The sequence below is a fragment of the Pseudomonas sp. BIGb0176 genome (assembly GCF_024810175.1).
Lineage (GTDB): Bacteria > Pseudomonadota > Gammaproteobacteria > Pseudomonadales > Pseudomonadaceae > Aquipseudomonas > Aquipseudomonas protegens.
This window is the reverse complement of sequence record NZ_JANUEC010000007.1, coordinates 207,615-233,632: the sequence shown is the minus strand read 5'-3', so window position 1 is coordinate 233,632 and position 26,018 is coordinate 207,615. Positions and strand designations below refer to the sequence as shown.

At 64.2% G+C, this 26,018-nt stretch carries 22 protein-coding genes and 1 riboswitch; of the genes, 15 read left to right on the top strand and 7 right to left on the bottom strand.

All coding sequences use genetic code 11. The features are described 5' to 3' along the window. Positions 1-39 precede the first annotated feature (39 nt). Positions 40-1,473 carry a bifunctional D-glycero-beta-D-manno-heptose-7-phosphate kinase/D-glycero-beta-D-manno-heptose 1-phosphate adenylyltransferase HldE gene (hldE, locus tag M2395_RS31205; protein WP_011058903.1) on the top strand — a complete coding sequence of 478 codons (1,434 nt, stop codon included), beginning with the start codon at positions 40-42 and terminating at the stop codon, positions 1,471-1,473. 52 nt (positions 1,474-1,525) lie between these two features. Here hldE and M2395_RS31200 read toward each other — a convergent pair whose 3' ends face one another. The 4 genes from M2395_RS31200 to M2395_RS31185 form a co-directional block, all read right to left on the bottom strand. Then, on the bottom strand, positions 1,526-2,497 hold the full coding sequence (locus tag M2395_RS31200) for a hypothetical protein (RefSeq protein ID WP_011058904.1): 972 nt from the start codon (positions 2,495-2,497) through the stop codon (positions 1,526-1,528). 41 nt (positions 2,498-2,538) lie between these two features. Then, positions 2,539-3,351, bottom strand: coding sequence for an aldo/keto reductase (locus M2395_RS31195; RefSeq protein ID WP_015633920.1), 813 nt, complete (start codon positions 3,349-3,351; stop codon positions 2,539-2,541). After that, entirely contained in the window at positions 3,348-4,523 is a 1,176-nt protein-coding gene (locus M2395_RS31190; protein WP_015633921.1) for an FAD-binding oxidoreductase, read from the bottom strand. The genes M2395_RS31195 and M2395_RS31190 overlap by 4 nt, the downstream gene beginning before the upstream one ends. A gap of 110 nt (positions 4,524-4,633) precedes the next feature. After that, positions 4,634-4,966: a multidrug efflux SMR transporter gene (locus M2395_RS31185; protein ID WP_011058907.1), complete on the bottom strand. Its 333-nt coding sequence runs from the start codon at positions 4,964-4,966 to the stop codon at positions 4,634-4,636. Positions 4,967-5,076: 110 nt separating this feature from the next. Between M2395_RS31185 and M2395_RS31180 the strand changes: the two genes are divergently transcribed. Beyond that, positions 5,077-5,961, top strand: coding sequence for a LysR family transcriptional regulator (locus M2395_RS31180; protein WP_015633922.1), 885 nt, complete (start codon positions 5,077-5,079; stop codon positions 5,959-5,961). Between the two features lie 22 nt (positions 5,962-5,983). Next, the gene (gene waaA, locus M2395_RS31175) at positions 5,984-7,264 is read left to right on the top strand and encodes a lipid IV(A) 3-deoxy-D-manno-octulosonic acid transferase (protein WP_011058909.1); all 1,281 of its coding nucleotides are present in this window, start codon (positions 5,984-5,986) and stop codon (positions 7,262-7,264) included. A gap of 100 nt (positions 7,265-7,364) precedes the next feature. On the opposite strand, the gene M2395_RS31170 is transcribed toward waaA, so the two are convergent. Continuing rightward, positions 7,365-8,795: a TolC family outer membrane protein gene (locus M2395_RS31170; RefSeq protein WP_011058910.1), complete on the bottom strand. Its 1,431-nt coding sequence runs from the start codon at positions 8,793-8,795 to the stop codon at positions 7,365-7,367. Positions 8,796-8,992: 197 nt separating this feature from the next. Continuing rightward, positions 8,993-9,097: riboswitch (TPP riboswitch) on the top strand. Between the two features lie 164 nt (positions 9,098-9,261). On the opposite strand from M2395_RS31170, the gene thiC reads away from it, so the two are divergent. Both thiC and cytX read left to right on the top strand, forming a co-directional pair. After that, positions 9,262-11,151, top strand: a complete 1,890-nt coding sequence (thiC, locus tag M2395_RS31165) for a phosphomethylpyrimidine synthase ThiC (RefSeq protein WP_015633923.1) — start codon at positions 9,262-9,264, stop codon at positions 11,149-11,151. 229 nt (positions 11,152-11,380) lie between these two features. After that, positions 11,381-12,673 (top strand): putative hydroxymethylpyrimidine transporter CytX, encoded by a 1,293-nt coding sequence (cytX, locus tag M2395_RS31160; RefSeq protein ID WP_019093041.1) that lies wholly within the window; start codon positions 11,381-11,383, stop codon positions 12,671-12,673. Here cytX and M2395_RS31155 read toward each other — a convergent pair. Then, complete coding sequence (locus M2395_RS31155; protein ID WP_123431203.1) at positions 12,642-13,388, bottom strand: RsiV family protein; 747 nt, start codon at positions 13,386-13,388, stop codon at positions 12,642-12,644. The genes cytX and M2395_RS31155 overlap by 32 nt on opposite strands. A 224-nt stretch (positions 13,389-13,612) precedes the next feature. On the opposite strand from M2395_RS31155, the gene M2395_RS31150 reads away from it, so the two are divergent. The 9 genes from M2395_RS31150 (at position 13,613) to M2395_RS31110 (ending at position 22,868) form a co-directional block, all read left to right on the top strand. After that, positions 13,613-14,230, top strand: coding sequence for an NUDIX domain-containing protein (locus tag M2395_RS31150; RefSeq protein ID WP_077933260.1), 618 nt, complete (start codon positions 13,613-13,615; stop codon positions 14,228-14,230). Then, positions 14,221-14,673: a DUF1249 domain-containing protein gene (locus M2395_RS31145; protein ID WP_011058915.1), complete on the top strand. Its 453-nt coding sequence runs from the start codon at positions 14,221-14,223 to the stop codon at positions 14,671-14,673. Before M2395_RS31150 ends, M2395_RS31145 begins: the two co-directional genes overlap by 10 nt. Positions 14,674-14,772: 99 nt before the next feature. Then, positions 14,773-15,588 (top strand): 3',5'-cyclic-AMP phosphodiesterase, encoded by an 816-nt coding sequence (gene cpdA, locus M2395_RS31140; RefSeq protein ID WP_011058916.1) that lies wholly within the window; start codon positions 14,773-14,775, stop codon positions 15,586-15,588. 67 nt (positions 15,589-15,655) lie between these two features. Next, the gene (locus M2395_RS31135; protein WP_015633927.1) at positions 15,656-16,264 is read left to right on the top strand and encodes a YqiA/YcfP family alpha/beta fold hydrolase; all 609 of its coding nucleotides are present in this window, start codon (positions 15,656-15,658) and stop codon (positions 16,262-16,264) included. Positions 16,265-16,306: 42 nt separating this feature from the next. After that, a complete protein-coding gene (parE, locus tag M2395_RS31130) occupies positions 16,307-18,211 on the top strand; it encodes a DNA topoisomerase IV subunit B (protein WP_011058918.1) in 1,905 nt (634 codons plus the stop codon). Continuing rightward, complete coding sequence (locus M2395_RS31125; protein ID WP_123431202.1) at positions 18,211-19,194, top strand: esterase-like activity of phytase family protein; 984 nt, start codon at positions 18,211-18,213, stop codon at positions 19,192-19,194. Before parE ends, M2395_RS31125 begins: the two co-directional genes overlap by 1 nt. Beyond that, on the top strand, positions 19,191-19,712 hold the full coding sequence (locus M2395_RS31120) for a TIGR02281 family clan AA aspartic protease (RefSeq protein WP_011058920.1): 522 nt from the start codon (positions 19,191-19,193) through the stop codon (positions 19,710-19,712). Before M2395_RS31125 ends, M2395_RS31120 begins: the two co-directional genes overlap by 4 nt. 7 nt (positions 19,713-19,719) lie before the next feature. Then, positions 19,720-21,978, top strand: coding sequence for a DNA topoisomerase IV subunit A (gene parC, locus M2395_RS31115; protein ID WP_011058921.1), 2,259 nt, complete (start codon positions 19,720-19,722; stop codon positions 21,976-21,978). A gap of 179 nt (positions 21,979-22,157) precedes the next feature. Then, complete coding sequence (locus tag M2395_RS31110) at positions 22,158-22,868, top strand: membrane integrity-associated transporter subunit PqiC (protein ID WP_041115443.1); 711 nt, start codon at positions 22,158-22,160, stop codon at positions 22,866-22,868. Between the two features lie 229 nt (positions 22,869-23,097). On the opposite strand, the gene M2395_RS31105 is transcribed toward M2395_RS31110, so the two are convergent. Continuing rightward, complete coding sequence (locus M2395_RS31105) at positions 23,098-24,624, bottom strand: AhpA/YtjB family protein (protein ID WP_015633930.1); 1,527 nt, start codon at positions 24,622-24,624, stop codon at positions 23,098-23,100. A 133-nt stretch (positions 24,625-24,757) separates the two neighbouring features. On the opposite strand from M2395_RS31105, the gene serB reads away from it, so the two are divergent. Continuing rightward, the gene (gene serB, locus M2395_RS31100) at positions 24,758-25,972 is read left to right on the top strand and encodes a phosphoserine phosphatase SerB (protein WP_011058924.1); all 1,215 of its coding nucleotides are present in this window, start codon (positions 24,758-24,760) and stop codon (positions 25,970-25,972) included. Positions 25,973-26,018 lie beyond the last annotated feature (46 nt).

Sequence of the window (26,018 nt, the reverse complement as noted above, 5' to 3'; positions counted from 1 at the left end):
AATATCGCGCCCCTGTTCATTTTGTATGTGGGATGCTCCATGAAGTTGTCCATGCCGCGATTCGATCAAGCCCCCGTCTTGGTGGTCGGCGATGTCATGCTCGACCGTTACTGGCATGGTGGTACCTCACGGATTTCCCCTGAGGCGCCAGTGCCGGTGGTCAAGGTCGAGCAAATCGAGGATCGCCCCGGCGGTGCCGCCAACGTTGCCCTGAACATCGCTGCCCTCGGCGCGCCGGCCTCCCTGGTGGGCGTGACCGGCGACGATGAAGCCGCCGACAGCCTGGCCAACAGCCTGCAAGGCGCGGGCGTGCGTGCGCTGTTCCAGCGCATCAAGCACCAGCCGACCATCGTCAAGCTGCGGGTCATGAGCCGTCACCAGCAGTTGTTGCGTATCGATTTCGAAGAACCCTTCGCCACCGACGCCCTGGCCCTGGCGGCCGAGGTCGATGCCCTGCTCGACGGGATCAAGGTGCTGGTGTTGTCCGACTACGGCAAGGGCGCGCTGCGCAATCACCAAGTGCTGATCGCCGCTGCGCGGGCCCGGGGCATTCCGGTGCTGGCGGACCCCAAGGGCAAGGATTTCTCCATCTACCGCGGCGCCAGCCTGATCACGCCGAACCTCAGCGAGTTCGAGACCATCGTCGGCGGCTGCGCCGACGAGCACGAACTGGTGAGCAAGGGCGCGCAGTTGATGCATGACCTGGAGCTGGGGGCGCTGCTGGTGACCCGTGGCGAACATGGCATGACCCTGTTGCGCCCCGACCACCCGGCCATGCACTTGCCAGCCCGGGCCCGGGAAGTGTTCGACGTTACCGGTGCCGGGGATACGGTGATCTCCACCCTGGCGGCCGCCATTGCCGCCGGCGAAGAGCTGCCCCACGCAGTGGGCCTGGCCAATCTGGCGGCCGGCATCGTGGTTGGCAAGCTGGGTACCGCCGCCATCAGTGCTCCCGAACTGCGCCGGGCGATCCAGCGCGAGGAAGGCTCCGAGCGCGGGGTGCTGAGCCTCGACCAGTTGTTGCTGGCCATCGATGATGCCCGAGCCCACAACGAGAAGATCGTCTTCACCAACGGCTGCTTTGACATCCTGCATGCCGGGCACGTGACCTACCTGGAACAGGCGCGAGCCCAGGGCGACCGGTTGATCGTGGCGATCAACGATGACGCTTCGGTCAGCCGCCTCAAGGGCCCTGGCCGTCCGATCAACAGTGTCGACCGGCGCATGGCGGTGCTGGCGGGGCTGGGGGCGGTGGACTGGGTGATCAGTTTCCCCGAAGGCACCCCGGAAAACCTCCTGTCCCAGGTTCGGCCGGACGTGCTGGTGAAGGGCGGTGACTATTCCATCGACCAGGTTGTAGGTGCCGATATAGTCGGTGCCTATGGCGGCACCGTTAAGGTGCTGGGGCTTGTGGAAAACAGCTCGACCACGGCTATCGTCGAGAAGATCCGCAAGACCGACAAGGCCGAGTAACGGCCTTGCGGTCCGCAAAAAAAGGCGCCTGTTGCAGGCGCCTTTTTTTGCCTCAGCCCTGGCGCCGGGCGTTGCCGGGGACGATCTTGCGCAGGATCTGCCGGGCCCGGCCGGTTAGCCGCGATAGCTTCGACGCCTTTTGCGGTGGCTCCAGGCCCCGCTGCCTGAGCCAGTCCTTCCAGCGAATCCGCTCGTCACTCACCACCCAGCCTTCCTGCTGGGCGAAGCTTTCCGCCAGGTACAGGCCGCGGGTGCTGGCCGGATGCAACTGGTCTTTCTTCAGGGTGTAGAGCTCGGCGCAGGGCTCGCCGTTGTCCAGGGGCATCAGGTACAGGTCCGGGCGCTTGCGGTCCAGCCGTGCCACCAGTTGGTCGCCCTCCAGGCGCTCGTCGACGTGGAACAGGCTCAGGGACTTGGCTTCCCTCGGCACGTCCAGGCGCAGGTCGTAGATCAACTGCAGTGAGGCGGTGGGCAGGTGCACATAGGCCCGGGGACGCTCCAGCAACTGCAGGTTGCCACAGCGCACCGGCAGCGCCGCCCCGGACAGCGGGGTCAGGCGAAAGGGCAGGGCCTCGCGATAGTGCAGGGCGCCGGCGTAGGGCGCGGGCAGCCAGGTGTCGTTGAAGCGCCCACCGAGCCAGCCTTCGGGGGTTTCCAGCAGGCATTCCTCGGCAATTTCCTGGATCGCGGTATGCAGTGGCAGGTTGAGCTCGTGAGCCGGGACATAGCCGGAAATCAGCTTGAGCACCACATCGCCGCGATCCTGGCGGCGCTGGCGCACCAGCACCCAGTAGTCGCGGTTCTGCCAGTGCAGGGTCAGGCGCACCGAGACTCCGAGGTTGGCCAGCTCCAGGGCGAAGCGCTGATTGTCGGCCACCGTCACCGCGCGCCGGCGCTGCAGGGTCTGGGCGAAGTTCAGCGGCATTCCGACGCTCTGGTAGCTCAAGCCTTCGGGAGTCGCTTCGACGAACAGGGGCAGGGTCTTGAAGTTGCTGGGGTTCTTTCTAATGAGCGGTCGCGACATCTCGGCTCCTTCTTGCGTCGGGGTCGGCCGCGTCGGCGGCATCAGTTCTTGCCAAGGACCTGCGCCACAGTCGACACGTTATGGGCCAGGTGCAAGGGATTGATGGTCCCGACAATAGCACTGGCGACACCGGGCCGGTCAAACAGCAGCTCGAAGCTGGCCCGCACGGGATCGATGCCCGGGCTCAGGCAGACGTGGCCGCTGGCAAGCGCCTTTTTCACCAGAATGCCCTTGTGGTGAGCGGTAGCGTAGTCAATGACTGCCCGCTCGGCCTGTTCGTTCAGATTGTAGGTAACCATGGCGCAATCGCCTTGCTCCAGGGCCTTCAGGCCGCCGTCTACGGTCTTGCCGGAGAAGCCGAAGCCACGGATCTTGCCCTCCTGCTTGAGCTGCGCCAGGGCCTGGTAGACCTCGCACTGCTCGAGGATCGCCAGGTCGTTGCCGTCGGAATGCACCAGCACCAGGTCGATGAAGTCGGTTTCCAGGCGTTGCAGGCTGCGCTCCACGGACATCCGGGTATGGGCCGCGCTGAAATCGTGCCGCGACAGGCCATCGGCGAACTCTTCGCCGACCTTGCTGACAATCACCCATTCCTGGCGCTGGCCGCGCAGTAGCGGGCCCAGGCGCTCTTCGCTGCGGCCGTAGGCCGGAGCGGTGTCGATCAGGTTGATGCCCAGGTCGCGGGTCAGCTTGAGCAGCATGCGGGCCTCCTGGTCGTCGGGGATCTGGAAGCCGTTGGGGTATTTCACGCCCTGGTCGCGGCCCAGTTTCACCGTGCCCAGACCCAGGGGCGACACCAGCAGGCCGGTGCTGCCCAAGGGGCGATGCAGATCGTGCAGGGTTGGCTGGCTCATGGCAGCAGTTGCTCCCAGGCTGGTTGCGCCAGGGGCGGCTTGGGCAGTTCGGGCAGGGCCTGGGCGGCGGCGGGGCGAATGCCGTCGCGCTCCAGGGCAGCCAGGACCCGGTCGGCGAAGTCCGGTGCCAGGGCCAGCTTGGTCGGCCAGCCCACCAGCAGGCGATCCTGCTCGGCGAGGAAGGCGTTGTCCGGGCGGGCCAGGCCCGACTGTGCCGGTTCGGCGCGGTCGACCCGCAGGGTGGCCCATTGCGCCTGGCTCAGGTCGATCCAGGGCAGCAGTTGCCCCAGTTCCTTCTGGGCTGCGGCAATCTGCGCTGCCGGTTCCCGGGCCACGCCCTCGGCTTCGGCGATATCGCCCCCCAGGTACCAGACCCACTGGCCGTCGGCGGCCGGGTGAGTGGTGACGGTGATCCGTGGTTTTGGCCCGCCGCCCAGGCAGTGGGCGTACAGCGGTTTCAGGCTCGGGCCCTTGACCAGCACCATGTGCAATGGTCGCCTTTGCATGGCGGGCTGGCTCAGGCCGGCCGCTTGCAGCAGCTCGGCGTTGCCGGCTCCGGCGCTGAGAACAATGCGTTGCGCGCGGATTTCCCGGCCGTCGACCCGCAGGCCCAGCAGTTGGCCGTTCTCCAGCAGGGGCTCGATCTTCTGCCCGGCCAGCAGGCTGTCTCCCGCCAGGTGCGCGAGGCGCTCGATCAGGCTCGGCACATCCACTACCAGTTCGGCGAGGCGGTAAACCTTGCCCTTGAAACGCTTGTCCTGCAGGGCCGGGGGCAGTTGCTCGCCCTTGACCTGATCGACCCGCCCGCGTACCGCCTTGCTGGCGAAGAAGCTGGTGAGGTTGCCGGCCAGGGTGCCGGGGGACCAGAGGTAGTGGGCCTCGGACAGTAGGCGCACGCCGGACAGGTCCAGCTCGCCATTGCCCGCCAGGGCTTCGCGCCAGCGCCGTGGCATGTCGGCAATGGCCTCGGAGGCGCCAGTGAGGGCGCCGTGCAGGGCGTATTTGGCGCCGCCGTGGATGATCCCCTGGGATTTCACGCTCTGTCCGCCGCCGAGGCTGGCGCTTTCCACCAGCACGGTGGAAAAACCCAGGCGTTGCAGGCGAGCGTTGAGCCAGAGACCGGCGACGCCTGCGCCGACAATCAGCACATCGGTGGAAATAGCGGATGGCATGCAGCGACCTCGGTAAGTAAAACGAAGCCGCAAGTTTCAAGCCTCAGGCCTCAAGCTGCAAGCTTGGCGCTCACTCTGGCCGTTTGAGGCGTGTGGCGTGAGGCTGCTTTCTAGTGCCCGGCGGTTTTCGAGAACAACTGGATCACCACCACGCCGAGGACGATCAGCGCCATGCCCAGCATCGCCGGGATATCCAGCTTCTGGCCGTACAGAAACAGCGCGGCGATGCTCACCATGACGATGCCCATGCCGGCCCATACCGCGTAGGCCACGCCCACCGGCACCGTACGCACCACCAGGGTCAGCATCCAGAAGGCCACGCCGTAGCCGACGATGATCAATGCCAGGGGCAGCGGAGTGCTCAGGCCCTTGACCGCTTTCATTGAAACAGTGGCGATCACTTCCGCGCAGATGGCGATAGCCAGGTAGTAGTAAGCGTTCATGGGAGGGTTCCTCGGGGCTGGGACTGCTTTGTGAGGTCGGCATTCTAGAGAAAGTTCAGATGGGGTAAAGTCATTACCTATCTGGATGATAGATAGGTTGTGCCATGAACATGCAATGGAACCTGGAGCAGTTGCGCCTGTTTGTCGGGGTCGCCGAACTGCGTTCGTTTTCTGCCGTGGCCCGCCAGCAGCGCAAGGCGCAATCGGCCATCAGCAGTGCCATCGCCCAGCTGGAGGATGACCTGGGAGTCAGCCTGTTCGAACGCAGCAGTGGCCGCCAGCCAAGGCTGACGGAGGCGGGCAGTGCACTGTTGCAGGAAGCGCGGGAGATCCTGCGCCAGTGCGACCGCCTCAATGGCCGGGCGCTGGCCTTGATGCGCGGCCAGGAAGCGCGGTTGCGCCTGGCCCAGGACGAGGCGATGCCCTATCAGCCGGTGCTCGACAGCCTGGAGGCCCTGGCGGAACACTTTCCCAGCCTGGAGGTGCAACTGGCCAGCGGGGCCCAGGGCGACGTAGCGCGCAAACTGGTGGAGCGCCGGGCCGACCTGGGGTTGCTGTTTCACCATGAGCAGATGCCGGAAACTTTGGAGCGCCGGGCCCTGGGCAGTGTGGAGATGGTCACTGTCTGCGCCGTGGGGCATCCGCTGGCCCATGAAAAAAGGGTCAACCGCCAGTTGCTGGCCCTACACCGGCAGTTGCTCATCGCTCCGCAAGCCAGTGGCTACCCCGGTGGTGAGCAGGTCAGCCCCCAGGTCTGGCGGGCTGACAGCTTCTACGTCCTGGCCGAATGGCTGATGCGCGGGCTGGGCTGGGCCTGGCTGCCACGGCATGTGGTGCAGTACCCGGCCTATCAGAACCAGATGGTGGAGCTGGCCAGCCAATGGACGCCCCCGGCACTGGTGGTGGAACTGGCCTGGCGCCGTGACGAACCTCTGGGCCCCGCGGCGCACTGGCTGGCAGAACGTTTTGCCGTGCACCTGAAGGCGATCGGCTAAAAAACCGATAAACTCCGCCGCCATGAATAGAACTCTCTATACCGCATTGTTTTACCTGGGGCTGCCATTGGTAGCGATCCGCCTGTGGCTGCGCTCGCGCAAGGCGCCGGCTTATGCCAAGCGCATTGGCGAGCGTTTCTCTCTCGGCTTGCCGAGCATGCAACCCGGTGGCATCTGGGTGCATGCGGTGTCGGTGGGCGAGAGCATCGCTGCCGCGCCGATGATCCGGGCGCTGTTGGCGCGTTATCCACAGCTGCCGATTACCGTGACCTGCATGACTCCCACCGGCTCCGAGCGCATCCACGCGCTGTTTGCCAACGAGCCGCGGATCCAGCACTGCTACCTGCCCTACGACTTGCCTTGCGCCGCGGCGCGGTTTCTCGATCGGGTGCAGCCCAAGCTGGCGGTGATCATGGAAACCGAACTGTGGCCCAACCATATCGACCAGTGTGCCCGGCGCGGGATTCCGGTAGCCCTGGCCAATGCCCGGTTGTCCGAGCGTTCGGCCAAGGGCTATGGGCGTTTTGCTCGGCTGACCGCACCGATGCTGGCGCAGATGAGCCTGTTCGCGGTGCAGACCGAAGCCGAGGCCCAGCGTTTCCTCCGGCTTGGGGCCCGGCCAGAGACTGTGCAAGTGACCGGATCGATCAAGTTCGACCTGAGCATCGACCCGCAGTTGCTGCAGCGGGCCACTGAGCTGCGCCAGCAATGGCAGGCCATGGAGCGCCCGGTGTGGATCGCCGCGAGTACCCACGAGGGCGAAGACGCGGTGGTGCTCGATGCCCACCGGCAACTGCTGGGCAATTACCCCAATGCCTTGCTGATCCTGGTGCCGCGGCACCCGGAGCGCTTCGACTCGGTGCATGAGCTGTGCCGGCAGCAGGGTTTTGCCACGGTACGCCGTTCTGCAGCCGAGCCGGTGCTTGCCACCACCTCGGTACTGCTGGGGGACACCATGGGCGAATTGCTGTTCCTCTATGCCCTGGCCGACAGCGCCTTTGTCGGCGGCAGCCTGGTGCCCAACGGTGGGCACAACCTGCTGGAGCCGGCGGCCCTGGCCAAGCCGGTGATCAGCGGGCCGCATCTGTTCAATTTCCTGGAAATCGCCGCGATGCTGCGTGAGGCCGGAGCCTTGCAGGAAGTGGACGATGCCGAGGGGCTCGCGGTGGCGGTGCAGCGTCTGTTCGAGCTACCCCAGGATGCGCGCAAGATGGCCGATGCCGGGCTCAAGGTGCTCAAGGCCAACCAGGGCGCCTTGCAACGGCTGCTCGATGGCCTTGGCCGCCTCCTGGGCAGGCACTGATCGTCGCCTTCGGTAGCCGCTGTCGCATGGCCGTAAAAGGCCGTTACACCGCCATGAAAAAGGCCACCCGCAAAGGTGGCCTTTTTCATGCTTGCGACCTTCAGGGGCGGGCCCTGAGCTGCTCCTGGGCGGCCTTGGCCAGATCTGGCGGCAGGAAGTCGCGATCCGGGTTGTAGTCGGCCTTGAGATAGCGCGACAGGTCCTGCAGGTCCCCCGGGTTGAGGGTGCCGGCCGCCTGTTTCAGGCGCAGGTTGTCGAGGATGTAGTCGTAGCGGCTGTTGTTGTAGTTGCGCACCGAGGTGTACAGCTGGCGCTGGGCGTCGAGCACATCGACGATATTGCGCGTGCCCACCTGGTAGCCGATCTCCGTGGCCTCCACTGCGCTCTGGTTGGAAATGATCGACTGGCGCCGGGCCTGGACCTGCTCGACATCGGTGTTCACCGCGCGGTGCAGGTTGCGGGTGTTTTCCACCACCTGGCGGCGCAGGGATTCACGCTGTTGCTCGGTCTGGCTCAGGCGCGAGTAGGATTCACGCACCTGGGAGCTGGTCAGGCCGCCGCTGTAGATCGGAATGTTCAGTTGCAGGCCGATGGAGCGCTGTTCGACGTCGCTGCCGTAGCGCGTCAGCGGGTTGGGGTTGCTGAAGCCCAAAGCGTCGTTGTCGCCTTTCTTGTACTGCGCCACTGCGTCCAGGGTCGGGGCATGCCCGGCCTTGCGCTGCTTGAGGGTTTCCTCGGCGGCGCTGACTGCGTAGTTGCTGGCCAGCAGGTTGAGGTTCTGCTTGGCGGCGGTGTCCACCCAGGCCTTGGCGTCGTTGGGGGTCGGCGCCAGCACTGGCAGGGTATGGACGATGCCCTGGATCGAGTTGTACTCGCGGTTGGTCAGGGTGATCAGGGCCTCGAAGGCATCATCCACCTGGCGCTGGGCAAGGATCCGGTTGGCCCGGGCGGTATCGTAGCTGGCCTGGGATTGCAGGACGTCGGTCTTGTCCGACAGGCCCACGTCGAAGCGTTCGTTGGATTGGTCCAGCTGACGCTTGAAGGCCGCTTCCTCGGCCTTGGTCGAGGCCAGGTTGTCCTGGGCGCGCAACACCGCGAAGTAGTTCTCCGCGCTCTGCAGGATCAGGTTCTGCTCGGTGGCCGAGAGTTGCAGGGAAGCCTGTTCGTTGATGTCCTTGGCCGCCTGCAGCTGGAACCAGCGGTCGGCCCGGAACAGTGGCTGGGCCAGGGTCGCCTGGTAGACGTTGCCGCTGCGGGTAGAGGTCATCGACGGTTCGTCGAACTTGGTGCGGGTGTTGTTCATGTCCGCGCCGGCCGAAAGGTTAGGCAGCAACCCGGCACGAGCCTGGGGCACCACTTCCTTCTGGGCACCGTACTGGGCGCGCGCAGCGGCCAGATCGGCGTTGTTGTCCACCGCTTCCTGGTAGACGCTGACCAGATCGGTCTTGGTGGTCAAAGGCGCTTCTGCTGCCCAGGCCATTCCATTGGACGCACAAGACACGGCAACAGCCAGTGAGAGTTTGCGCAGCATTCGGCGATCCCTAGAGTTGATATTACGGCAATAATTCAGGCGCCAAGGCTAAGGCGCGACCCACGGAGCGTCAAGGTTCGACACAGGGCAACGAGTGTAGATGCGCTGGGGGGTGGCAACAATCCTGCAATTACGCCATTCATCATGCTGATCGTACGGGGGGTTGGCGTTCTGCTGTGGCTTTGTCTAGACTGGCCCGGTTCTTGTCGGGGTGCCTTGCTATGAGGCTGAGATCGGATAATCCGGATCCCGTTGAACCTGATCAGGTTAGCGCCTGCGTAGGGAACAAGATTTCTCGTCACCCGGCGAGTCCTCTTGTGCTTCGTCCGGGATGTTGTTCGACAATCGAACACCCCTCGAGTACCAAGCACTGCACTCAACTAGTTGCCTAGCCAGGGTGCGTCCGTCCGTTACAGGTTCGCTCCGACAAAAATCCACTGCCTGGATGCTGTCTGGAGAGCCCGTGATGACGACAAAATTAAAAAACGCTAGCAACCTCAGTGAGTCGGCCCAAGTCGACCAACAATCGGTTCAGCCCTTTACCCGCTCGCAAAAAGTCTATGTCCAGGGTTCGCGCCCGGACATCCGCGTGCCCATGCGCGAAATCACCCTGGACGTGACCCCCACCGACTTCGGCGGCGAGATCAACGCCCCGGTGACCGTGTACGACACCTCCGGCCCCTACACCGATCCGAACGTGGTGATCGATGTGCGCAAGGGCCTGGGCGATGTGCGTTCGGCCTGGATCGAAGACCGTGGCGACACCGAGCGCCTGGCCGGCCTGAGCTCCAACTTCGGCCAGCAGCGCCTGGCCGACCCGGAGCTGACCAAGCTGCGCTTCGCCCACGTCAACAACCCGCGCCGGGCCAAGGCCGGGGCCAACGTCAGCCAGATGCACTACGCGCGCAAAGGCATCATCACCGCCGAGATGGAATACGTCGCCATCCGCGAAAACATGAAGCTGCAAGAGGCCCGTGCCGCCGGCCTGCTGAAGCAGCAACACGCCGGCCACAGCTTCGGCGCCAGCATCCCCAAGGAAATCACCGCCGAGTTCGTGCGTGAGGAAATCGCCCGTGGCCGCGCGATCATCCCGGCCAACATCAACCACGTCGAACTGGAACCGATGATCATCGGCCGCAACTTCCTGGTGAAGATCAACGGCAACATCGGCAACAGTGCCCTGGGTTCCTCGATCGAGGAAGAAGTGGCGAAACTGACCTGGGGCATCCGCTGGGGTTCGGACACGGTGATGGACCTGTCCACCGGCAAGCACATCCATGAAACCCGCGAGTGGATCATCCGCAACTCGCCGGTGCCGATCGGTACCGTACCGATCTACCAGGCCCTGGAAAAGGTCAACGGCGTGGCCGAGGACCTGACCTGGGAGCTGTTCCGCGACACCCTGATCGAGCAGGCCGAGCAGGGTGTGGACTACTTCACCATCCACGCAGGCGTCTTGCTGCGTTACGTGCCGCTGACCGCCAAGCGGGTCACCGGCATCGTGTCCCGGGGTGGCTCGATCATGGCCAAGTGGTGCCTGGCGCACCACAAGGAGAACTTCCTCTACACCCACTTCGACGAAATCTGCGAAATCATGAAGGCCTACGACGTCAGCTTCTCCCTGGGAGATGGCCTGCGCCCGGGGTCGATTGCCGACGCCAACGACGAAGCCCAGTTCGGCGAACTGGAGACCCTCGGCGAGCTGACCAAGATCGCCTGGAAGCATGACGTGCAGTGCATGATCGAAGGCCCGGGCCACGTGCCGATGCAGTTGATCAAGGAGAACATGGACAAGCAGCTGGAGTGCTGCGACGAGGCGCCGTTCTACACCCTCGGCCCGCTGACTACCGACATTGCCCCCGGCTACGACCACATCACCTCCGGTATCGGTGCGGCGATGATCGGCTGGTTCGGCTGCGCCATGCTCTGCTACGTCACGCCCAAGGAACACCTGGGCCTGCCGAACAAGGATGACGTGAAGACCGGGATCATCACCTACAAGATCGCCGCGCATGCTGCGGATCTGGCGAAAGGTCATCCGGGCGCGCAGATCCGCGACAACGCCTTGTCCAAGGCGCGTTTCGAGTTCCGCTGGGAAGACCAGTTCAACCTCGGCCTGGACCCGGACACCGCCCGCTCGTACCACGACGAGACCCTGCCCAAGGATTCGGCCAAGGTCGCGCATTTCTGCTCCATGTGCGGGCCGAAGTTCTGCTCGATGAAGATCACCCAGGAAGTGCGTGAGTACGCAGCCAACCAGCGTATCGAAGCGGTGGATGTGGATGTCGCCAAGGGCCTGGCGGAACAGGCCGAGCGCTTCAAGCAGGAAGGCAGCCAGCTGTACAAGAAAGTCTGACCCCTCTCTGCAGGAGCGGGCTTGCCCGCGAACCAGGCGCCGCGCTCTCGACAAGGTGGCGCTTTCGCTGGCAAGCCGGCTCCTGCAGAGGCTGGGCGTTCGAGATAGCCCCCGTGAACATTCCTGTAGGAGCGGGCTTGCCCGCGAATCAGGCGCCGCGCTCTCGACAAGGTGGCGCTTTCGCCGGCAATCCGGCTCCTGCAGACCCTATTCCTTCGAGATATCAACCTTGAGCAGTCCAATCAGTACCTACTCTCCCGATCTCGCGGTACCGGCCGACAAGCGCGTGTTTGGCGCCCGCGATCTGTTTTCCCTGTGGTTTTCCCTCGGTATCGGCCTGATGGTGCTGCAGACCGGCGCCTTGCTGGCGCCAGGCCTGGGGCTGGCCCATTCGCTGCTGGCGATCCTGCTCGGCACCGCGGTCGGCGTTCTGCTGCTGGCGGCGGTGGGGGTGATCGGCAGCGACACCGGCCTGTCGTCCATGGCTGCGCTCAAGCTCAGCCTGGGCCGGCGCGGTGCCAGCCTGCCGGCACTGTTGAACCTCTTACAACTGGTGGGCTGGGGCTCGTTTGAAATCATCGTCATGCGCGATGCCGCGAGCCTCCTGGGCAGCCGGGCCTTCAGCGAAGGCAGCTTGCTGGCCAACCCGTTGCTCTGGACCCTGTTTTTCGGTGCCCTGGCCACCTTGCTGGCGGTCAGCGGGCCCTTGACCTTCGTCCGGCAGATCCTGCGCAAATGGGGAATCTGGTTGTTGTTGGCCGCCTGCCTGTGGCTGACCTGGAACCTCTTCGCTCGAGCCGACCTGGCGGCGCTCTGGGCCCAGGCCGGGGACGGCTCGATGCCGTTCGCCGTGGGTTTCGATATCGCCATCGCCATGCCCTTGTCCTGGTTGCCGCTGATCGCCGACTACTCGCGGTTCGGCAAGCGCGCCAAGAGCGTGTTCGGCGGCACGGCCCTGGGCTTTTTCATCGGCAATTTCTGGTTGATGAGCCTGGGCGTCGCCTACACCCTGGCCTTCGCTCCCAGTGGTGAAGTGAATGCCTTGCTGCTGGCGCTGGCCGGGGCCGGGCTGGGGATTCCGTTGCTGCTGATTCTGCTGGACGAATCGGAGAACGCCTTTGCCGATATCCATTCGGCGGCGGTTTCCAGCGGCATCCTGCTGCGCCTCAAGGTCGAGCACCTGGCGCTGGCCATAGGCGTGCTCTGCACCCTGATCGCCTGCCTGGCGCCGTTGGCCCAGTACCAGAACTTCCTGTTGCTGATCGGCTCGGTATTCGCGCCGCTGTTTGGCGTGGTGCTGGTGGATCACTTCATCCTGCGTCGGCGCTCGGGGCAGAACCCGGCGTCAGCCTTGCGCTGGCCGGCGCTGCTGGCCTGGCTGGGTGGGGTGAGCACCTATCATCTGTTGGCCAATCTGTACCCGGATATCGGCGCAACCCTGCCGTCACTGGTACTGGCAGGGCTGCTGCAATGGCTGTTGGGCCGGGCTTTCAGTTACCGCCAGGAAACAGCTCGGGCTTGAGCACGCCCTTGAGGCGGTTGTAGGGGATCTGCAGTTCGATGTGGCCCAGGACCGAGGGCGCGATGGTGGTGACGTCGTACTTGAGGGTCACGGCGTTGCGGGTCAGCGCTACGTTCTGGGTCTTCTGGAAGGGCCAGGTCTTCACGAACTCGGCCTCGCGATCCAGGTGAGTGCTGATCAGCCAGTTGTTGTGGGCGACCCGCGCGGCCTTCCAGAACATCTCTTCCTGGCCGGGCAGGAGCATGTCCGCCAGGTTCAGGGCCTTGTGCTGCTGGCGTGAATAGTTGACGAAGCCACGGCCCGGGGTGCCATTGGCGGCGCCGGTGTCCAGGTAACTGGCCAGTTCGATGATCACCAGGCCGTCATGCTGCTCGCGTAGCTTGGATTGCAGGTACATGCCGTGGCGGTCCGGCGCGCTGCGCAGGAACTGCTCGCGATAGGCCGCAAGGCTGGCCGGCAGCGCAGCATCGGGGCTGGTGCGGGTCATTTGCAGCAGGCGCTTTTCAATGATGGCATCCAGCTGCGGTTCGGCGGGGAAATGCACGGTGTCGAGGTTGACCAGTGGGCAGTCGGCGCCGCTGCAGCCGGGCTTGAGTTGTTCGGACTTGTCCCGGGTGGGTTCCAGCGGGGTCATGTAGCTGGGTTGAAACAGGCTTTGGCAGGCACCCAGGGTCAGGGCGATACAGGCCACGGAGGCGATTTTGACAAGCGACATGGGCGTCCTTCATAAACCAGGGGGAGGCAAAAGTTACCGGCTTCGACTGCCTGCGAGGCAGTCGGTTCGCCACTAAGCTCAATAGAGGCAATTAGAGTAGGTTTAGCCCCTCGCCGTCTATCCCGCTGAGGGTAAAGGGGCTGCATGATCAGCTGCGAGCGCGTTAGGATGGCGCGAAGTCGAGGGGGATCCTCGGATTGAACATGCTGTACACGAGGATTGTTATGACTGACTTTGCCAACTCCACGCCGAGTGCCATCGAGATCATCCGGCGCGAAAACTGCTTCCAGGGTTTCTACCGGCTCGATCGCCTGCAACTGCGTCATGAGCTGTTCGCCGGTGGCATGGGGCGTGAAATCAATCGTGAAGTCTTTGTCCGTCACGATGCGGTCTGCGTACTGCCGTACGACCCGCAGCGCGATGAGGTGGTGCTGATCGAACAGTTCCGCGTCGGTGCCATGGGCAAGACGGCTTCGCCCTGGCTGGTGGAACTGGTGGCCGGGCTGATCGACAAGGACGAGCAGCCGGAACAGGTTGCCCGCCGCGAGGCGCAGGAGGAAGCTGGCCTGGACATCTCGGCGCTGTGGCCGATGACCCAGTACTTCCCGTCGCCCGGTGGCAGCACCGAATTCGTCCATCTGTACCTGGGGCGTTGCGACAGCAGCGCCGCCGGTGGGCTGCATGGGCTGGAGGAAGAGGCGGAAGACATTCGGGTGTGCGTGATGGCCTATGAGGATGCCTTGCAGGCCATGCGCGACGGGCGGATTTGCAATGCCGCCAGCATCATTGCCTTGCAGTGGCTGGCGCTCAATCGCGCGGAAGTGAGGGGGTTATGGTCGTAAACAAGGTACGCGACCGCTATCGGGTGGATCTCGCGGGGCTGCAAGCTTCCTGCGAGGCCAACTACGCCCGGCTGATGCGCCTGCTGCCCGACATGCGCAACCAGCCCGTGGCCCGGCGCATCGCCGTGACCCAGGGCGACCAGATGCTCGGCGTACTGGCCCTGGAGGTGGTACTGGCCTGCCCGTATACCACCACCTTGCAGGTGCGCCAGGAGCACAGCCTGCCCTGGCTGCCTGTGCCGCAGCTGGAAGTGCAGGTCTATCACGACGCGCGCATGGCGGAAGTCATCAGTGCCGAACATGCCCGGCGTTTTCGCAGCATCTATCCCTATCCCAATGCCTTCATGCACCAGCCTGATGAAAAGGCCCAGCTGAACGTGTTCCTCGGCGAGTGGCTGAGCCACTGCCTGGCCTGCGGCCACGAGTTCGAAGCCGTGCGCTAGATGTGAACTGGGTCCGCTTCCCAGGTTTCCTCTTTTTCACTTCCCCCAGCATAATTGCCCCCTTCTTCACGCTTTGTGATCTTGCTCCGGGAGAACGCCGTGCCAAGCGTATCCGCACTGACTGCCGCCGACCCCGTGTTGCTGGTGCAGCTGTCCGATAGCCATCTGTTTGCCGAGACGGACGGCACGCTCTTGGGCATGAACACCGCCGACAGCCTGCAACGGGTCATCGACCTGGTGCTGGCGCAGCAGCCACGGATCGACCTGATGCTGGCCACCGGCGACCTGTCCCAGGACGGCACGCTGGAGTCCTATCAACGCTTTCGCCAACTGACCCGGCAGATTGCCGCCCCAGGCCGCTGGCTGCCGGGCAACCACGACGAACCGCAGGTCATGGAGCAGGCCGCCAGCGGCAGTGACTTGCTGGACCCGGTGGTGGACATCGGCAACTGGCGCATCACCCTGCTGGACTCGGCGGTGCCGGGTTCGGTACCGGGTTATCTGCAGGATGAGCAGTTGCAACTGCTGACCCGCTCCCTGAGCGAAGCACCAGAGCGGCACCACCTGGTCTGCCTGCATCACCATCCGGTGTCCATCGATTGCGCCTGGATGGAGCCCATCGGCCTGCGCAATGCCCAGGCGCTGTTTGCCGTGATCGACGCTTTCCCCCAGGTGCGCGCCGTGCTCTGGGGGCATGTTCACCAGGAGATCGATCGCCTGCGGGGCGACGTGCGGCTATTGGCCTCACCTTCCACCTGCATCCAGTTCGAGCCCTTGAGCGACGACTTCAAGGTCGAGGAGCAGGTGCCGGGCTACCGTTGGTTGCGGCTGCTGCCCGATGGACGGCTGGAAACCGGCGTGCAGCGGGTCGAAGGCTATGAATTCACCATCGACTACGGTAGCGAAGGCTACTGAAGCGGCTGCGTAACCTGGCCCCATCCCTGTAAACTGCGGCTTTTGCCCAGGTGCACAGGGAGCTCGCATGTCCGGTTCGATCCTCTATATCCACGGCTTCAACAGTGCTCCGGCATCGACCAAGGCCTCCCAGTTGCGCCAGGTCATGGAGCAGCTCGGCCTGGCCGGGCAACTGCGGGTGCCGGCCCTGCATCACCATCCGCGCCAGGCCATTGGCCAGCTGGAACAGGCGATTGCCGAACTCGGTCGTCCATTGCTGGTCGGCAGCTCGCTCGGCGGCTACTATGCGACTCACCTTGCCGAGCGCTATGGTCTGAAGGCCCTGCTGATCAACCCTGCTGTCAGCCCGCACCGGATGTTCGACGGTTATCTGGGCACGCAGAAGAACCTGTACACCGACGAGACCTGGGAGCTGACCCACGACCATGTCGCGGCCCTGGCAGCGCTGGAAGTGGCGCCACCCCAGGACCCTGAGCGTTATCAGGTGTGGTTGCAGACCGGGGACGAGACGCTGGACTATCGCAGCGCCGAGCGCTACTACCGCGCCTGCGCCTTGCGCATACAGGCCGGCGGCGATCATAGTTTCCAAGGTTTTGCCGGACAATTGCCGGCGATGTTGAATTTTGCCGGCATCACTGCCGATCAGTACCAGGCGATCGACTTCACTGCACTGTGAGCCTTCGCCCCATATTCATTGAACGACTAACGACGAGAACCCATGGCCACTCCCAGCGCTAGCTCTTATAACGCAGACGCCATCGAAGTCCTCTCGGGACTCGACCCGGTGCGCAAACGCCCGGGCATGTACACCGACACCACGCGGCCCAACCATTTGGCCCAGGAAGTCATCGACAACAGCGTCGACGAAGCCCTGGCCGGCCATGCGAAGTCGATACAGGTCATCCTGCACGCCGACCATTCCCTGGAAGTGTCCGACGACGGCCGCGGCATGCCCGTGGACATCCACCCGGAAGAAGGCGTGTCCGGGATCGAGCTGATCCTCACCAAGCTCCACGCCGGCGGCAAGTTCTCCAACAAGAACTACCAGTTCTCCGGCGGTCTGCACGGGGTGGGCATCTCCGTGGTCAACGCCTTGTCGAACCAGGTGCGGGTGCGGGTCAAGCGCGACGGCAACGAATACCAGATGACTTTCGCCGACGGCTACAAGGCCACCGAGCTGGAAGTGGTCGGCACCGTGGGCAAACGCAACACCGGCACCAGCGTGTACTTCGCTCCGGACCCAAAATACTTCGACTCGCCGAAATTCTCCGTCAGCCGTCTCAAGCACGTGCTCAAGGCCAAGGCCGTACTCTGCCCGGGGCTGCTGGTGAGCTTCGAGGACAAGTCCAGCGGCGAGAAGGTCGAGTGGCACTACGAAGATGGCCTGCGCTCCTACCTGGTGGATGCGGTCAGTGAATTCGAACGCCTGCCGGCCGAGCCGTTCTGCGGCAGCCTGGCAGGGAACAAGGAAGCGGTGGACTGGGCCCTGTTGTGGCTGCCCGAAGGCGGCGACAGCGTCCAGGAAAGCTACGTCAACCTGATCCCCACGGCTCAGGGCGGCACCCATGTCAACGGCCTGCGCCAGGGCCTGCTGGATGCCATGCGCGAGTTCTGCGAGTTCCGCAACCTGCTGCCCCGCGGCCTGAAGCTGGCCCCGGAAGACGTCTGGGAGCGCATTGCCTTTGTCCTGTCGATGAAAATGCAGGATGCGCAGTTCTCCGGCCAGACCAAGGAGCGCCTGTCTTCCCGCGAGGCGGCGGCGTTCGTTTCCGGTGTGGTCAAGGACGCCTTCAGCCTGTGGCTCAACGCCAACCCCGAGCTGGGCATGCAACTGGCGGAGCTGGCCATCAGCAACGCCGGGCGCCGCTTGAAGGCCAGCAAGAAGGTCGAGCGCAAGCGCATTACCCAGGGCCCGGCACTGCCAGGCAAGCTGGCGGACTGTGCCGGCCAGGACCCGATGCGCTCCGAGCTGTTCCTGGTGGAAGGTGACTCCGCCGGTGGTTCGGCCAAGCAGGCGCGGGACAAGGAGTTCCAGGCGATCCTGCCGTTGCGCGGCAAGATCCTCAACACCTGGGAAGTGGACGGCAGCGAGGTCCTGGCCAGTCAGGAAGTGCACAACATCGCCGTGGCCATCGGGGTCGATCCGGGCGCCGAGGACATGAGCCAGCTGCGCTACGGCAAGATCTGCATCCTCGCCGACGCCGACTCCGACGGCTTGCACATCGCTACCTTGCTGTGTGCCTTGTTCGTCCAGCATTTCCGTCCGCTGGTGGATGCCGGTCACGTCTACGTGGCCATGCCGCCGCTGTACCGCATCGACCTGGGCAAGGAGATCTACTACGCCCTGGATGAAGCCGAGCGCGACGGCATTCTCGACCGCCTGGTGGCCGAGAAGAAGCGCGGCAAGCCACAGGTCACCCGATTCAAGGGGCTGGGTGAAATGAACCCGCCGCAACTGCGCGAGACCACCATGGACCCGAACACCCGGCGCCTGGTGCAGTTGACCCTGGACGACGTCGAGGCCACCGCGGAAATCATGGACATGCTGCTGGCCAAGAAGCGCGCCGGTGATCGCAAGTCCTGGCTGGAGTCCAAGGGCAACCTGGCCGAGGTGCTGGCCTGATGCACAGAGGTTTTGCCCTGGCCCTGGCGCTATTGGCAACCTCGGTGGTGGCCGCGCCGGCGCCCGAACTGAAACTGCTGTCCGAGCATCCTGTGCAAGGCATGCGCGGCGGCAATCTGTCCGGGCTGGCGCTGTGTGGTCAGGAGCTTTGGACCGTCTCCGATCGCGACGACGAGCAGATCTACAGGCTCGATACCCGTAACACTGTCTGGCAGGCCGAGACCGTCGGGATCGAGGTGCCTGCGGTGCCGGATTCCGGCTTGCCCTGGGGCTTGAAGGTGCGGACCTGGGCGGCGTCCTTCGTGCGTGGCGGCGACCTGGATTTCGAGGGCATCACCTGTGATGCCGCCGGCAACAAATATGTGGTCAGCGAAGCCCATGCCGCGGTGCTGCAGGTTCCGGCGCAAGGCGCGCCGGCCTGGTTGAAGATTTCCCCGATCATGGTGCGCGAAGCCCGTGCCAGCGGCATGCTGCTGCACTTCAATGCCCTGTTCGAAGGGCTGGCGGTCAACCCTGCCGGGGATCGGATCTGGCTGGCGGCGGAACGCGAGCGGCGCGGGCTGCTGTTGATCAAGCGTGGCCAGACCACCTGGGACTGCGATGGCGGTTGCGTGCTGCTCAGTGAAGCAGGGGCGCTAATGCAGCCTGAGCAGATGCCCAACGCCAAGGCCGTATCCCGTGACTTTGCCGACCTGTCGCTGTTCGACGGCAAGCTGTTCACCCTGGAGCGCAACGCCTATCAGATCTGTCGCCGGGACGCGCTGAGCGCCAAGGTCGAGCAGTGCTGGTCGTATGCTGGCGAAGCACTGATGGAGCATCGGCGTTATCCACAGCCCTACGGGTTGGCGGAAGCCCTGGTGGTGGACGCCAAGGGCGCCTGGATTGGCCTGGATAACAACAACGGTGCTCGCGCCGACGGCGAGGCCCGACCGATCGTCTGGCGTTTTGCAGCTCCCGAAGGCGGCTGGAGTGCCAAGCCGTGAGCCAGCAACCGGGCAAGAGTGCCGGGCGGGTGATGCTGATCATGGCCTGGGCGGCGGCGCTGTTCCTGGCCACGCGGTTCTTTGCCGACTGGGAAGCGCACCAGGAGAACCCCAACACTGTCGTCAGTTCGCAACAACATGAGGGTTACATCGAAGTGCAACTGGCGGGCAATCGCCAGGGGCATTTCGTCGCCAGCGGCCATATCAACGGGCGGCCGGTGCAATTCATGCTCGACACCGGGGCCACCGATGTCTCGGTACCTGCGGATCTCGCTGAACGTCTGGGCCTGGAGCGCGGTGCGCCGGTCACCCTGAGCACGGCCAATGGGCGCAGCGAAGGTTATCGGACCCGTATCGAACTCCTGCAGCTGGGGGATATCGTGCTGCGGGACGTGGCCGCGCTGGTGGCGCCGGGGCTCGACGGCGACCAGGTTCTGCTGGGCATGAGCGCTTTGAAAAAACTTGAATTTACTCAGCGCGGCGGCAGCATGCTGCTGCGCCAGACTACGAACCAATGAGGCCCGCATGAGCGACTCCCTTGATCTCAGCCTGGATGGCGTAGAACGCCGGTCACTGGCTGACTTCACCGAAAATGCCTACCTCAACTACTCCATGTACGTGATCATGGACCGTGCTCTGCCGCATATCGGCGACGGCCTGAAACCGGTACAGCGGCGTATCGTCTACGCCATGAGTGAGCTGGGGCTGGATGCCGATTCCAAGCACAAGAAATCCGCGCGTACCGTGGGTGACGTGCTCGGCAAGTTCCACCCGCACGGCGATTCGGCCTGCTATGAGGCCATGGTGCTGATGGCCCAGCCGTTCAGCTACCGCTACACGCTGGTGGACGGCCAGGGCAACTGGGGTGCGCCGGACGATCCCAAGTCCTTCGCTGCCATGCGTTACACCGAGGCGCGCCTGTCGCGCTATTCCGAAGTGCTGCTCAGCGAACTGGGCCAGGGCACTGCGGACTGGGGGCCGAACTTCGACGGCACGCTGCAGGAGCCGCTGGTACTGCCGGCACGCCTGCCGAACATCCTGCTCAACGGCACCACCGGCATCGCCGTGGGCATGGCCACCGACGTGCCCCCGCACAACCTGCGGGAAGTGGCTTCGGCCTGCGTGCGCCTGCTGGATGAGCCCAAGGCCACGGTCGAGCAGCTCTGCGAGCATATCCAGGGCCCGGACTACCCCACCGAAGCCGAGATCATCACCCCGCGTGCCGACCTGCTGAAGATCTACGAAACCGGCCGTGGCTCGGTGCGCATGCGCGCCGTGTACCGGGTCGAGGACGGCGACATCATCGTCACCGCGCTGCCGCACCAGGTCTCCGGGGCCAAGGTGCTGGAACAGATCGCCGGCCAGATGCAGGCCAAGAAGTTGCCGATGGTGGCCGACCTGCGTGACGAGTCGGACCATGAGAACCCGTGCCGCATCGTGATCATCCCGCGCTCCAATCGGGTCGACGCCGATGAGTTGATGCAGCACCTGTTCGCCACCACCGAGCTGGAATCCACCTACCGGGTCAACATCAACATCATTGGCCTGGACGGCAAGCCGCAGTTGAAGAACCTGCGGGCCCTGCTGGTGGAGTGGTTGGAGTTCCGGGTCACCACCGTGCGTCGCCGGCTGCAGTTCCGCTTGGACAAGGTCGAGCGTCGCCTGCATCTGTTGGACGGTTTGCTGATTGCCTACCTCAACCTGGATGAAGTGATCCACATCATCCGTACCGAGGAGCATCCACGGGCCAAGCTGATCGAGCGTTTCGCCCTGAGTGAAATCCAGGCCGACTACATCCTCGACACGCGCCTGCGCCAATTGGCGCGTCTGGAAGAGATGAAGCTGCGGGCCGAACAGGATGAGTTGCTCAAGGAGCAGGCCAAGCTGCAAGCCTTGCTCAACAGCGAAGCCAAACTGAAGAAGCTGGTGCGCACCGAGTTGCTGCAAGACGCAGAAACCTACGGCGATGACCGCCGTTCGCCGATCGTCGCCCGGGCCGAGGCCAAGGCGCTGTCGGAAAACGAGCTGATGCCTACCGAGCCGGTGACTATCGTTCTGTCGGAAAAAGGCTGGGTGCGTTGCGCCAAGGGGCATGATATTGACGCCACTGGTCTGTCCTACAAGGCCGGCGATGGCTACAAGACCGCCGCGCCCGGGCGTTCCAACCAGTTCGCGGTGTTCATCGACTCCACCGGGCGCAGTTACTCGGTGGCGGCCCATACGCTGCCATCGGCCCGGGGTCAGGGCGAGCCGCTGACCGGCCGTCTGACACCGCCGCCGGGTGCGACGTTCGAATGCGTGCTGCTGCCGGATGACGATGCCTTGTATGTGATCGCTTCTGACGCCGGCTACGGCTTCGTGGTCAAGGGCGAGGACCTGCAGGCCAAGAACAAGGCGGGCAAGGCGCTGTTGAGCCTGCCGAACAATGCCAAGGTGCTGGCGCCGCGGCCAGTGGCCGATCGCGAACAGAACTGGCTGGCTTCGGTGACCACCGAAGGGCGCCTGCTGGTGTTCAAGATCAGCGACCTGCCGCAGCTGGGCAAGGGCAAGGGCAACAAGATCATCGGCATTCCCGGTGAGCGCGTGGCCAGCCGCGAAGAGTACGTCACCGATATCGCGGTGCTGCCGGACGGCGCGACCCTGGTGCTGCAGGCTGGCAAGCGCACCTTGTCGCTCAAGGCTGACGATCTGGAGCACTACAAAGGCGAGCGCGGGCGCCGTGGCAACAAACTGCCTCGCGGCTTCCAGCGGGTGGATGCGTTGTTGGTAGAGCCTCTCAGTTAAGGGCGGGCTAGAGCGTTCGATCTGCGATTTAAGCGCAGGATCGACGCTACAACACTGGAGTCAGGGCGCATATTCACGGATGATATGCGCTTTCAAACGCTGGCGTGGCCGGGCGTTATTCAGGTTTTTTTGAGTATTTACACTGTGGCTAGCCTTGTGGCCGCCACCTGGATGGGATGATGACTGCTCTGCGCCTTCCTCTTGTTTTCTTGCTCGCCGGCGTTCTTGGCCTGGCGGGTTGCAGCGTACACCAGCCGGTGTCGCTGTATCAGCTGGACAGCGGAAGTCCAGCTCAGCCGGCCAGTGCCGGCATGTCGGTATTGCTGGGGCCGGTGCTGATCGCCGACTACCTGCAACGTGAAACCCTCCTGCAGCGTCAGGATGATGGCAGCCTGCAGGCCTCCACTGATGGTCGCTGGGCCGGCAGCCTGTCTTCGGACATCGACCAGTTGCTGTTGCGCCAGGTGGCCGGTCATCTCGACAGCCAGCGGGTTGTATTGGCTCCGGCCACCAGCGGCTTCACTCCGGATGTCCAGGTGCTGCTGTCGATCACTCGCCTGGATTCAGGCAAGTCGCAGCCGGCGGTGCTGGATGCGCAATGGCGCCTGATCGACCGTCGTGGCCAGGTGCGGGACAACCGCATCGTTCATCTGCAGGAGCAGCACGCGGGAACCACGGCGTCCCAGGTCCAGGCCCAGGGCGTGCTGTTGCAGCGTCTGGCGGAACAGTTGTCGGGTGCCCTCAAGCCTCTGGCCAATCAGCCGGCGGTGGCGGAGGTGCCACGCAAGGCGGCCCCGGCTCCTGCGCCCAAGCCTGCCGGGCAGGAAAAGCAACCGAAGATCCCGATGGCCACGCCGATCCGCACGGATATGGAAGTGTTCAGGTTCTGAGTTGACACGCCGCGAGACAAGGCCCGCCCAACAGCGGGCCTTGTCGTTTCTGGCTCTGGCCAACGCAATCTCCTGTAGCCGCTGCCGAAGGCTGCGAGCAGGCCGCAGGCACGCAGCGATATCACCAGCGTTGAAGCCCCTGCGGGGCTTGTCGCAGGCTGCGCCAGCGGCTACACAAAGCTCATGAAAAAGCCCGCACTGGGCGGGCTTCTTTTTGTGCGGGTCAGCCTTACAGCTTGGCCCGTGTTTCATGCATGCGTGCCAGTTGCCGCTCCAGCATCGACGGGTAGGGCTCCATCAGGCGTTCCACGCAGCAGGCACCTTCCGGGCTGGCGATCGGGCGAATACGTGCCCGCTGGCGCAGCAGCGGGTCGTCATTGACCTTGCGCTCCACCAGCAGCAGGTTGCGGCTGTGCTGGGACAGGGCCAGGGCATCCTGAGCGGTTTCGGTGAGCAGCAGGTCGATCTGGCTCAGGCCGAACAGTTCGTCGCCCAGGGTCAGGCCCAGTTGCAGTTGCAGGGTGATGCCGCTGTCCGCCACTTCGATCTGCAGGGCATGGCCCAGGGCGCGCAGCAACTCGCCGCAGCAGATGGCGTTGGTCAGGTAGTCGTCACCGCTGTCTTCGCTGTGGAACAGCATCAGCGTGCTGCCATCGTTCAGGGTATGCAGTTCGCTCTGGTACAGCGAGGCGGCCTGGTCGAGGCAATCGCGGTAGCGTTCCAGCAGTTCCATCAGGCGGGCGCGGGGCAGGCGTCGCAGTTGCTCCTGGGCACCGAGTTGCACCGCGAGTACCGCACTGTGCTGGGGCTGGGCCGGAACCTGTGGTTGCGGTTGTGGCTTGGCAGCAGGCGTCGATGAGCTGTCCCGCAGGTCGGCGAAGGGGTCTTCCTCGTCCAGTTCATCTTCTTCGGCGTGAACCAGGTGCCGGGGTGCAGGCTTCAGGCCTGCTACCGGAGCGCTTTCGTCGAAGCTCGGGTCCCGCAGGTTGCGCACTTCGAATGCCGGCTCATCGTCCTCGTCGTCTTGTACTTCAGCCTCGGGCTGCGGTGCCGGTTCGGGTTTTTCCGGCACCAGGCGGGCATGCAGCTGACGCGCCAGATCGCCGATTTCGTCCTGGCGCTGGGTGGCGGGAGTGTGTTCGTCCAGGTCACGCAGCCAGACTCGCAGTTGCAGCAGCGGAGTCGAGATGTGCCGCCCCAGGCGCAGGCTCAAGGCCAGGGCCAGGGCCAGCAGGATGGCGCTGAGGATGCCCATGCTTTGCAGGCTGATGGTCATCGGCTGCTGGAATTGCGCCATGTCCAGGCTGATTCGCAGGTTGCCCGCGGTCACGTCCTGGAAGGTGATCTTGGTCTGGTACACGCCCTCGGTTTCACCCAGCAGGCTGCTCTTGGGGCGCTGGCCGGCCTCGGCGAGGATGCGGTTGTCCACGCTGTAGATGGCCGCGTGGGCCACCAGCGGGTTCTTGGTCAGATTGTTGAGCAGGACATTGAGGCTGAGGATGTCGTTGGACACCAGCAGCTCGGTGGCCGAGGTGGCGGTCTGGGTGGTCAGGCTCTGACCCAGGGCGTCGGCTTGTTCGTGCATGGCTTGCTTGAACTGCAGGCCCATCACGCCGGCATAGATCACCAGGGCCAGGGCGACCAGGATCACGTTATGGCTGGCAATGCGCAATGCAATCGGCACACGGCGGTGGCGCAGTGCACGGAAGATCAGCAGGAAGAAGTTATCGGTTTTAACTGGCGTGGGCCGGTTCACTGAGCTCGGCTCTTTTGTCCGTGAAGTTGACGCGCAGTATAGCGACAGGCCCTAGACCGGCAAAGCGCTGGCTGTGCCCGATGGTCACCGAAAGTGGGTAGAATGCGCTTTTTTTCCACCTCGGGGGTGCGCCTTGCGCGAAATTGTCCTGATAAACATCACCGGCGAAGATCGTCCCGGTCTGACTGCGGCCATTACCGGCGTTCTGGCCCAGGGTGGTGTGAACATTCTCGACATCGGTCAGGCGGTGATCCACGACACCTTGTCGTTCGGCATCCTGGTTGAAATTCCCAGCAACGAGCAGAGCTCGTCGGTGCTCAAGGACATCCTGTTCACCGCCTACAAGCTCGACCAGCAGGTGCGCTTCACGCCGGTGTCCGAGGAGGATTACCAGCAGTGGGTCGCCGGGCAGGGCAAGAAGCGCCATATCGTGACCCTGCTGACGCGCAAGGTTACCGCCGAACAGTTGCAGCGCGTGAGCTCCATCACCGCCAAGTACGGCCTGAACATCGACCATATCGATCGCCTGTCCGGGCGCATGCCCCTGGATATGCCTGCCGACCAGGGCAAGGGCTGCATCGAGTTCTCGGTACGTGGCGAAGCCGCCGATCCGCAAGCCCTGCGGGCCGAGTTCCTCAGCGTGGCCCAGGAGCTGAACGTCGATATCGCCTTCCAGGAAGACTCGCTGTTCCGCCGTAACCGGCGCCTGGCGGTGTTCGACATGGATTCGACGCTGATCGAGGCCGAAGTCATCGACGAGCTGGCCAAGGCGGCCGGTGTCGGCGATCGGGTCGCGGAAATCACCGAGCGGGCGATGGCCGGCGAGCTGGACTTCCGCGCCAGTTTCAAGGAGCGCCTGGCGTTGCTCAAGGGCCTGGACGTCAATGTGCTGGACGCCATCGGCGCCTCCCTGCGCCTGACCGAGGGCGCCGAAACCCTGTTCGCCGAACTCAAGCGCCTGGGCTACAAGACCGCGATCCTCTCCGGCGGCTTCACCTACTTTGCCAAGCAGCTGCAAGCCAAGCTGGGTATCGACTACGTGTTCGCCAACGAGCTGGAAGTGGTGGACGGCAAGGTCACTGGCGTGGCGGTGGAGCCGATTGTCGACGCCCAGCGCAAGGCCGATCTGCTACGTGAGCTGGCGCACAAGGAAGGCCTGCGCCTGGAGCAGACCATCGCTGTCGGCGATGGCGCCAACGATTTGCCGATGCTCGGCATTGCCGGCCTGGGCGTGGCATTCCGCGCTAAGCCGCTGGTCAAGCAGTCGGCCAAGCAGGCGATCTCGACCCTGGGCCTGGATGGCGTGCTGTACCTGCTGGGGTTCCGTGACCGCGACGGGCAACTCTGAGCCGCCGGAAAATCCCCGCTCATAAAAAACGCCGCTGATCAGCGGC

Bases quoted from the DNA above. Each gene is read 5' to 3' on its own strand.
- M2395_RS31190 (WP_015633921.1), bottom strand. From the start codon at position 4,523: ATGCCATCCGCTATTTCCACCGATGTGCTGATTGTCGGCGCAGGCGTC.
- M2395_RS31195 (WP_015633920.1), bottom strand. From the start codon at position 3,351: ATGAGCCAGCCAACCCTGCACGATCTGCATCGCCCCTTGGGCAGCACC.
- parE (WP_011058918.1), top strand. From the start codon at position 16,307: ATGGCCACTCCCAGCGCTAGCTCTTATAACGCAGACGCCATCGAAGTC.
- thiC (WP_015633923.1), top strand. From the start codon at position 9,262: ATGACGACAAAATTAAAAAACGCTAGCAACCTCAGTGAGTCGGCCCAA.
- M2395_RS31135 (WP_015633927.1), top strand. From the start codon at position 15,656: ATGTCCGGTTCGATCCTCTATATCCACGGCTTCAACAGTGCTCCGGCA.
- M2395_RS31200 (WP_011058904.1), bottom strand. From the start codon at position 2,497: ATGTCGCGACCGCTCATTAGAAAGAACCCCAGCAACTTCAAGACCCTG.
- M2395_RS31170 (WP_011058910.1), bottom strand. From the start codon at position 8,795: ATGCTGCGCAAACTCTCACTGGCTGTTGCCGTGTCTTGTGCGTCCAAT.
- hldE (WP_011058903.1), top strand. From the start codon at position 40: ATGAAGTTGTCCATGCCGCGATTCGATCAAGCCCCCGTCTTGGTGGTC.
- M2395_RS31145 (WP_011058915.1), top strand. From the start codon at position 14,221: ATGGTCGTAAACAAGGTACGCGACCGCTATCGGGTGGATCTCGCGGGG.
- M2395_RS31155 (WP_123431203.1), bottom strand. From the start codon at position 13,388: ATGTCGCTTGTCAAAATCGCCTCCGTGGCCTGTATCGCCCTGACCCTG.
- M2395_RS31180 (WP_015633922.1), top strand. From the start codon at position 5,077: ATGCAATGGAACCTGGAGCAGTTGCGCCTGTTTGTCGGGGTCGCCGAA.
- M2395_RS31150 (WP_077933260.1), top strand. From the start codon at position 13,613: ATGACTGACTTTGCCAACTCCACGCCGAGTGCCATCGAGATCATCCGG.
- M2395_RS31110 (WP_041115443.1), top strand. From the start codon at position 22,158: ATGACTGCTCTGCGCCTTCCTCTTGTTTTCTTGCTCGCCGGCGTTCTT.
- parC (WP_011058921.1), top strand. From the start codon at position 19,720: ATGAGCGACTCCCTTGATCTCAGCCTGGATGGCGTAGAACGCCGGTCA.
- M2395_RS31125 (WP_123431202.1), top strand. From the start codon at position 18,211: ATGCACAGAGGTTTTGCCCTGGCCCTGGCGCTATTGGCAACCTCGGTG.
- waaA (WP_011058909.1), top strand. From the start codon at position 5,984: ATGAATAGAACTCTCTATACCGCATTGTTTTACCTGGGGCTGCCATTG.
- M2395_RS31185 (WP_011058907.1), bottom strand. From the start codon at position 4,966: ATGAACGCTTACTACTACCTGGCTATCGCCATCTGCGCGGAAGTGATC.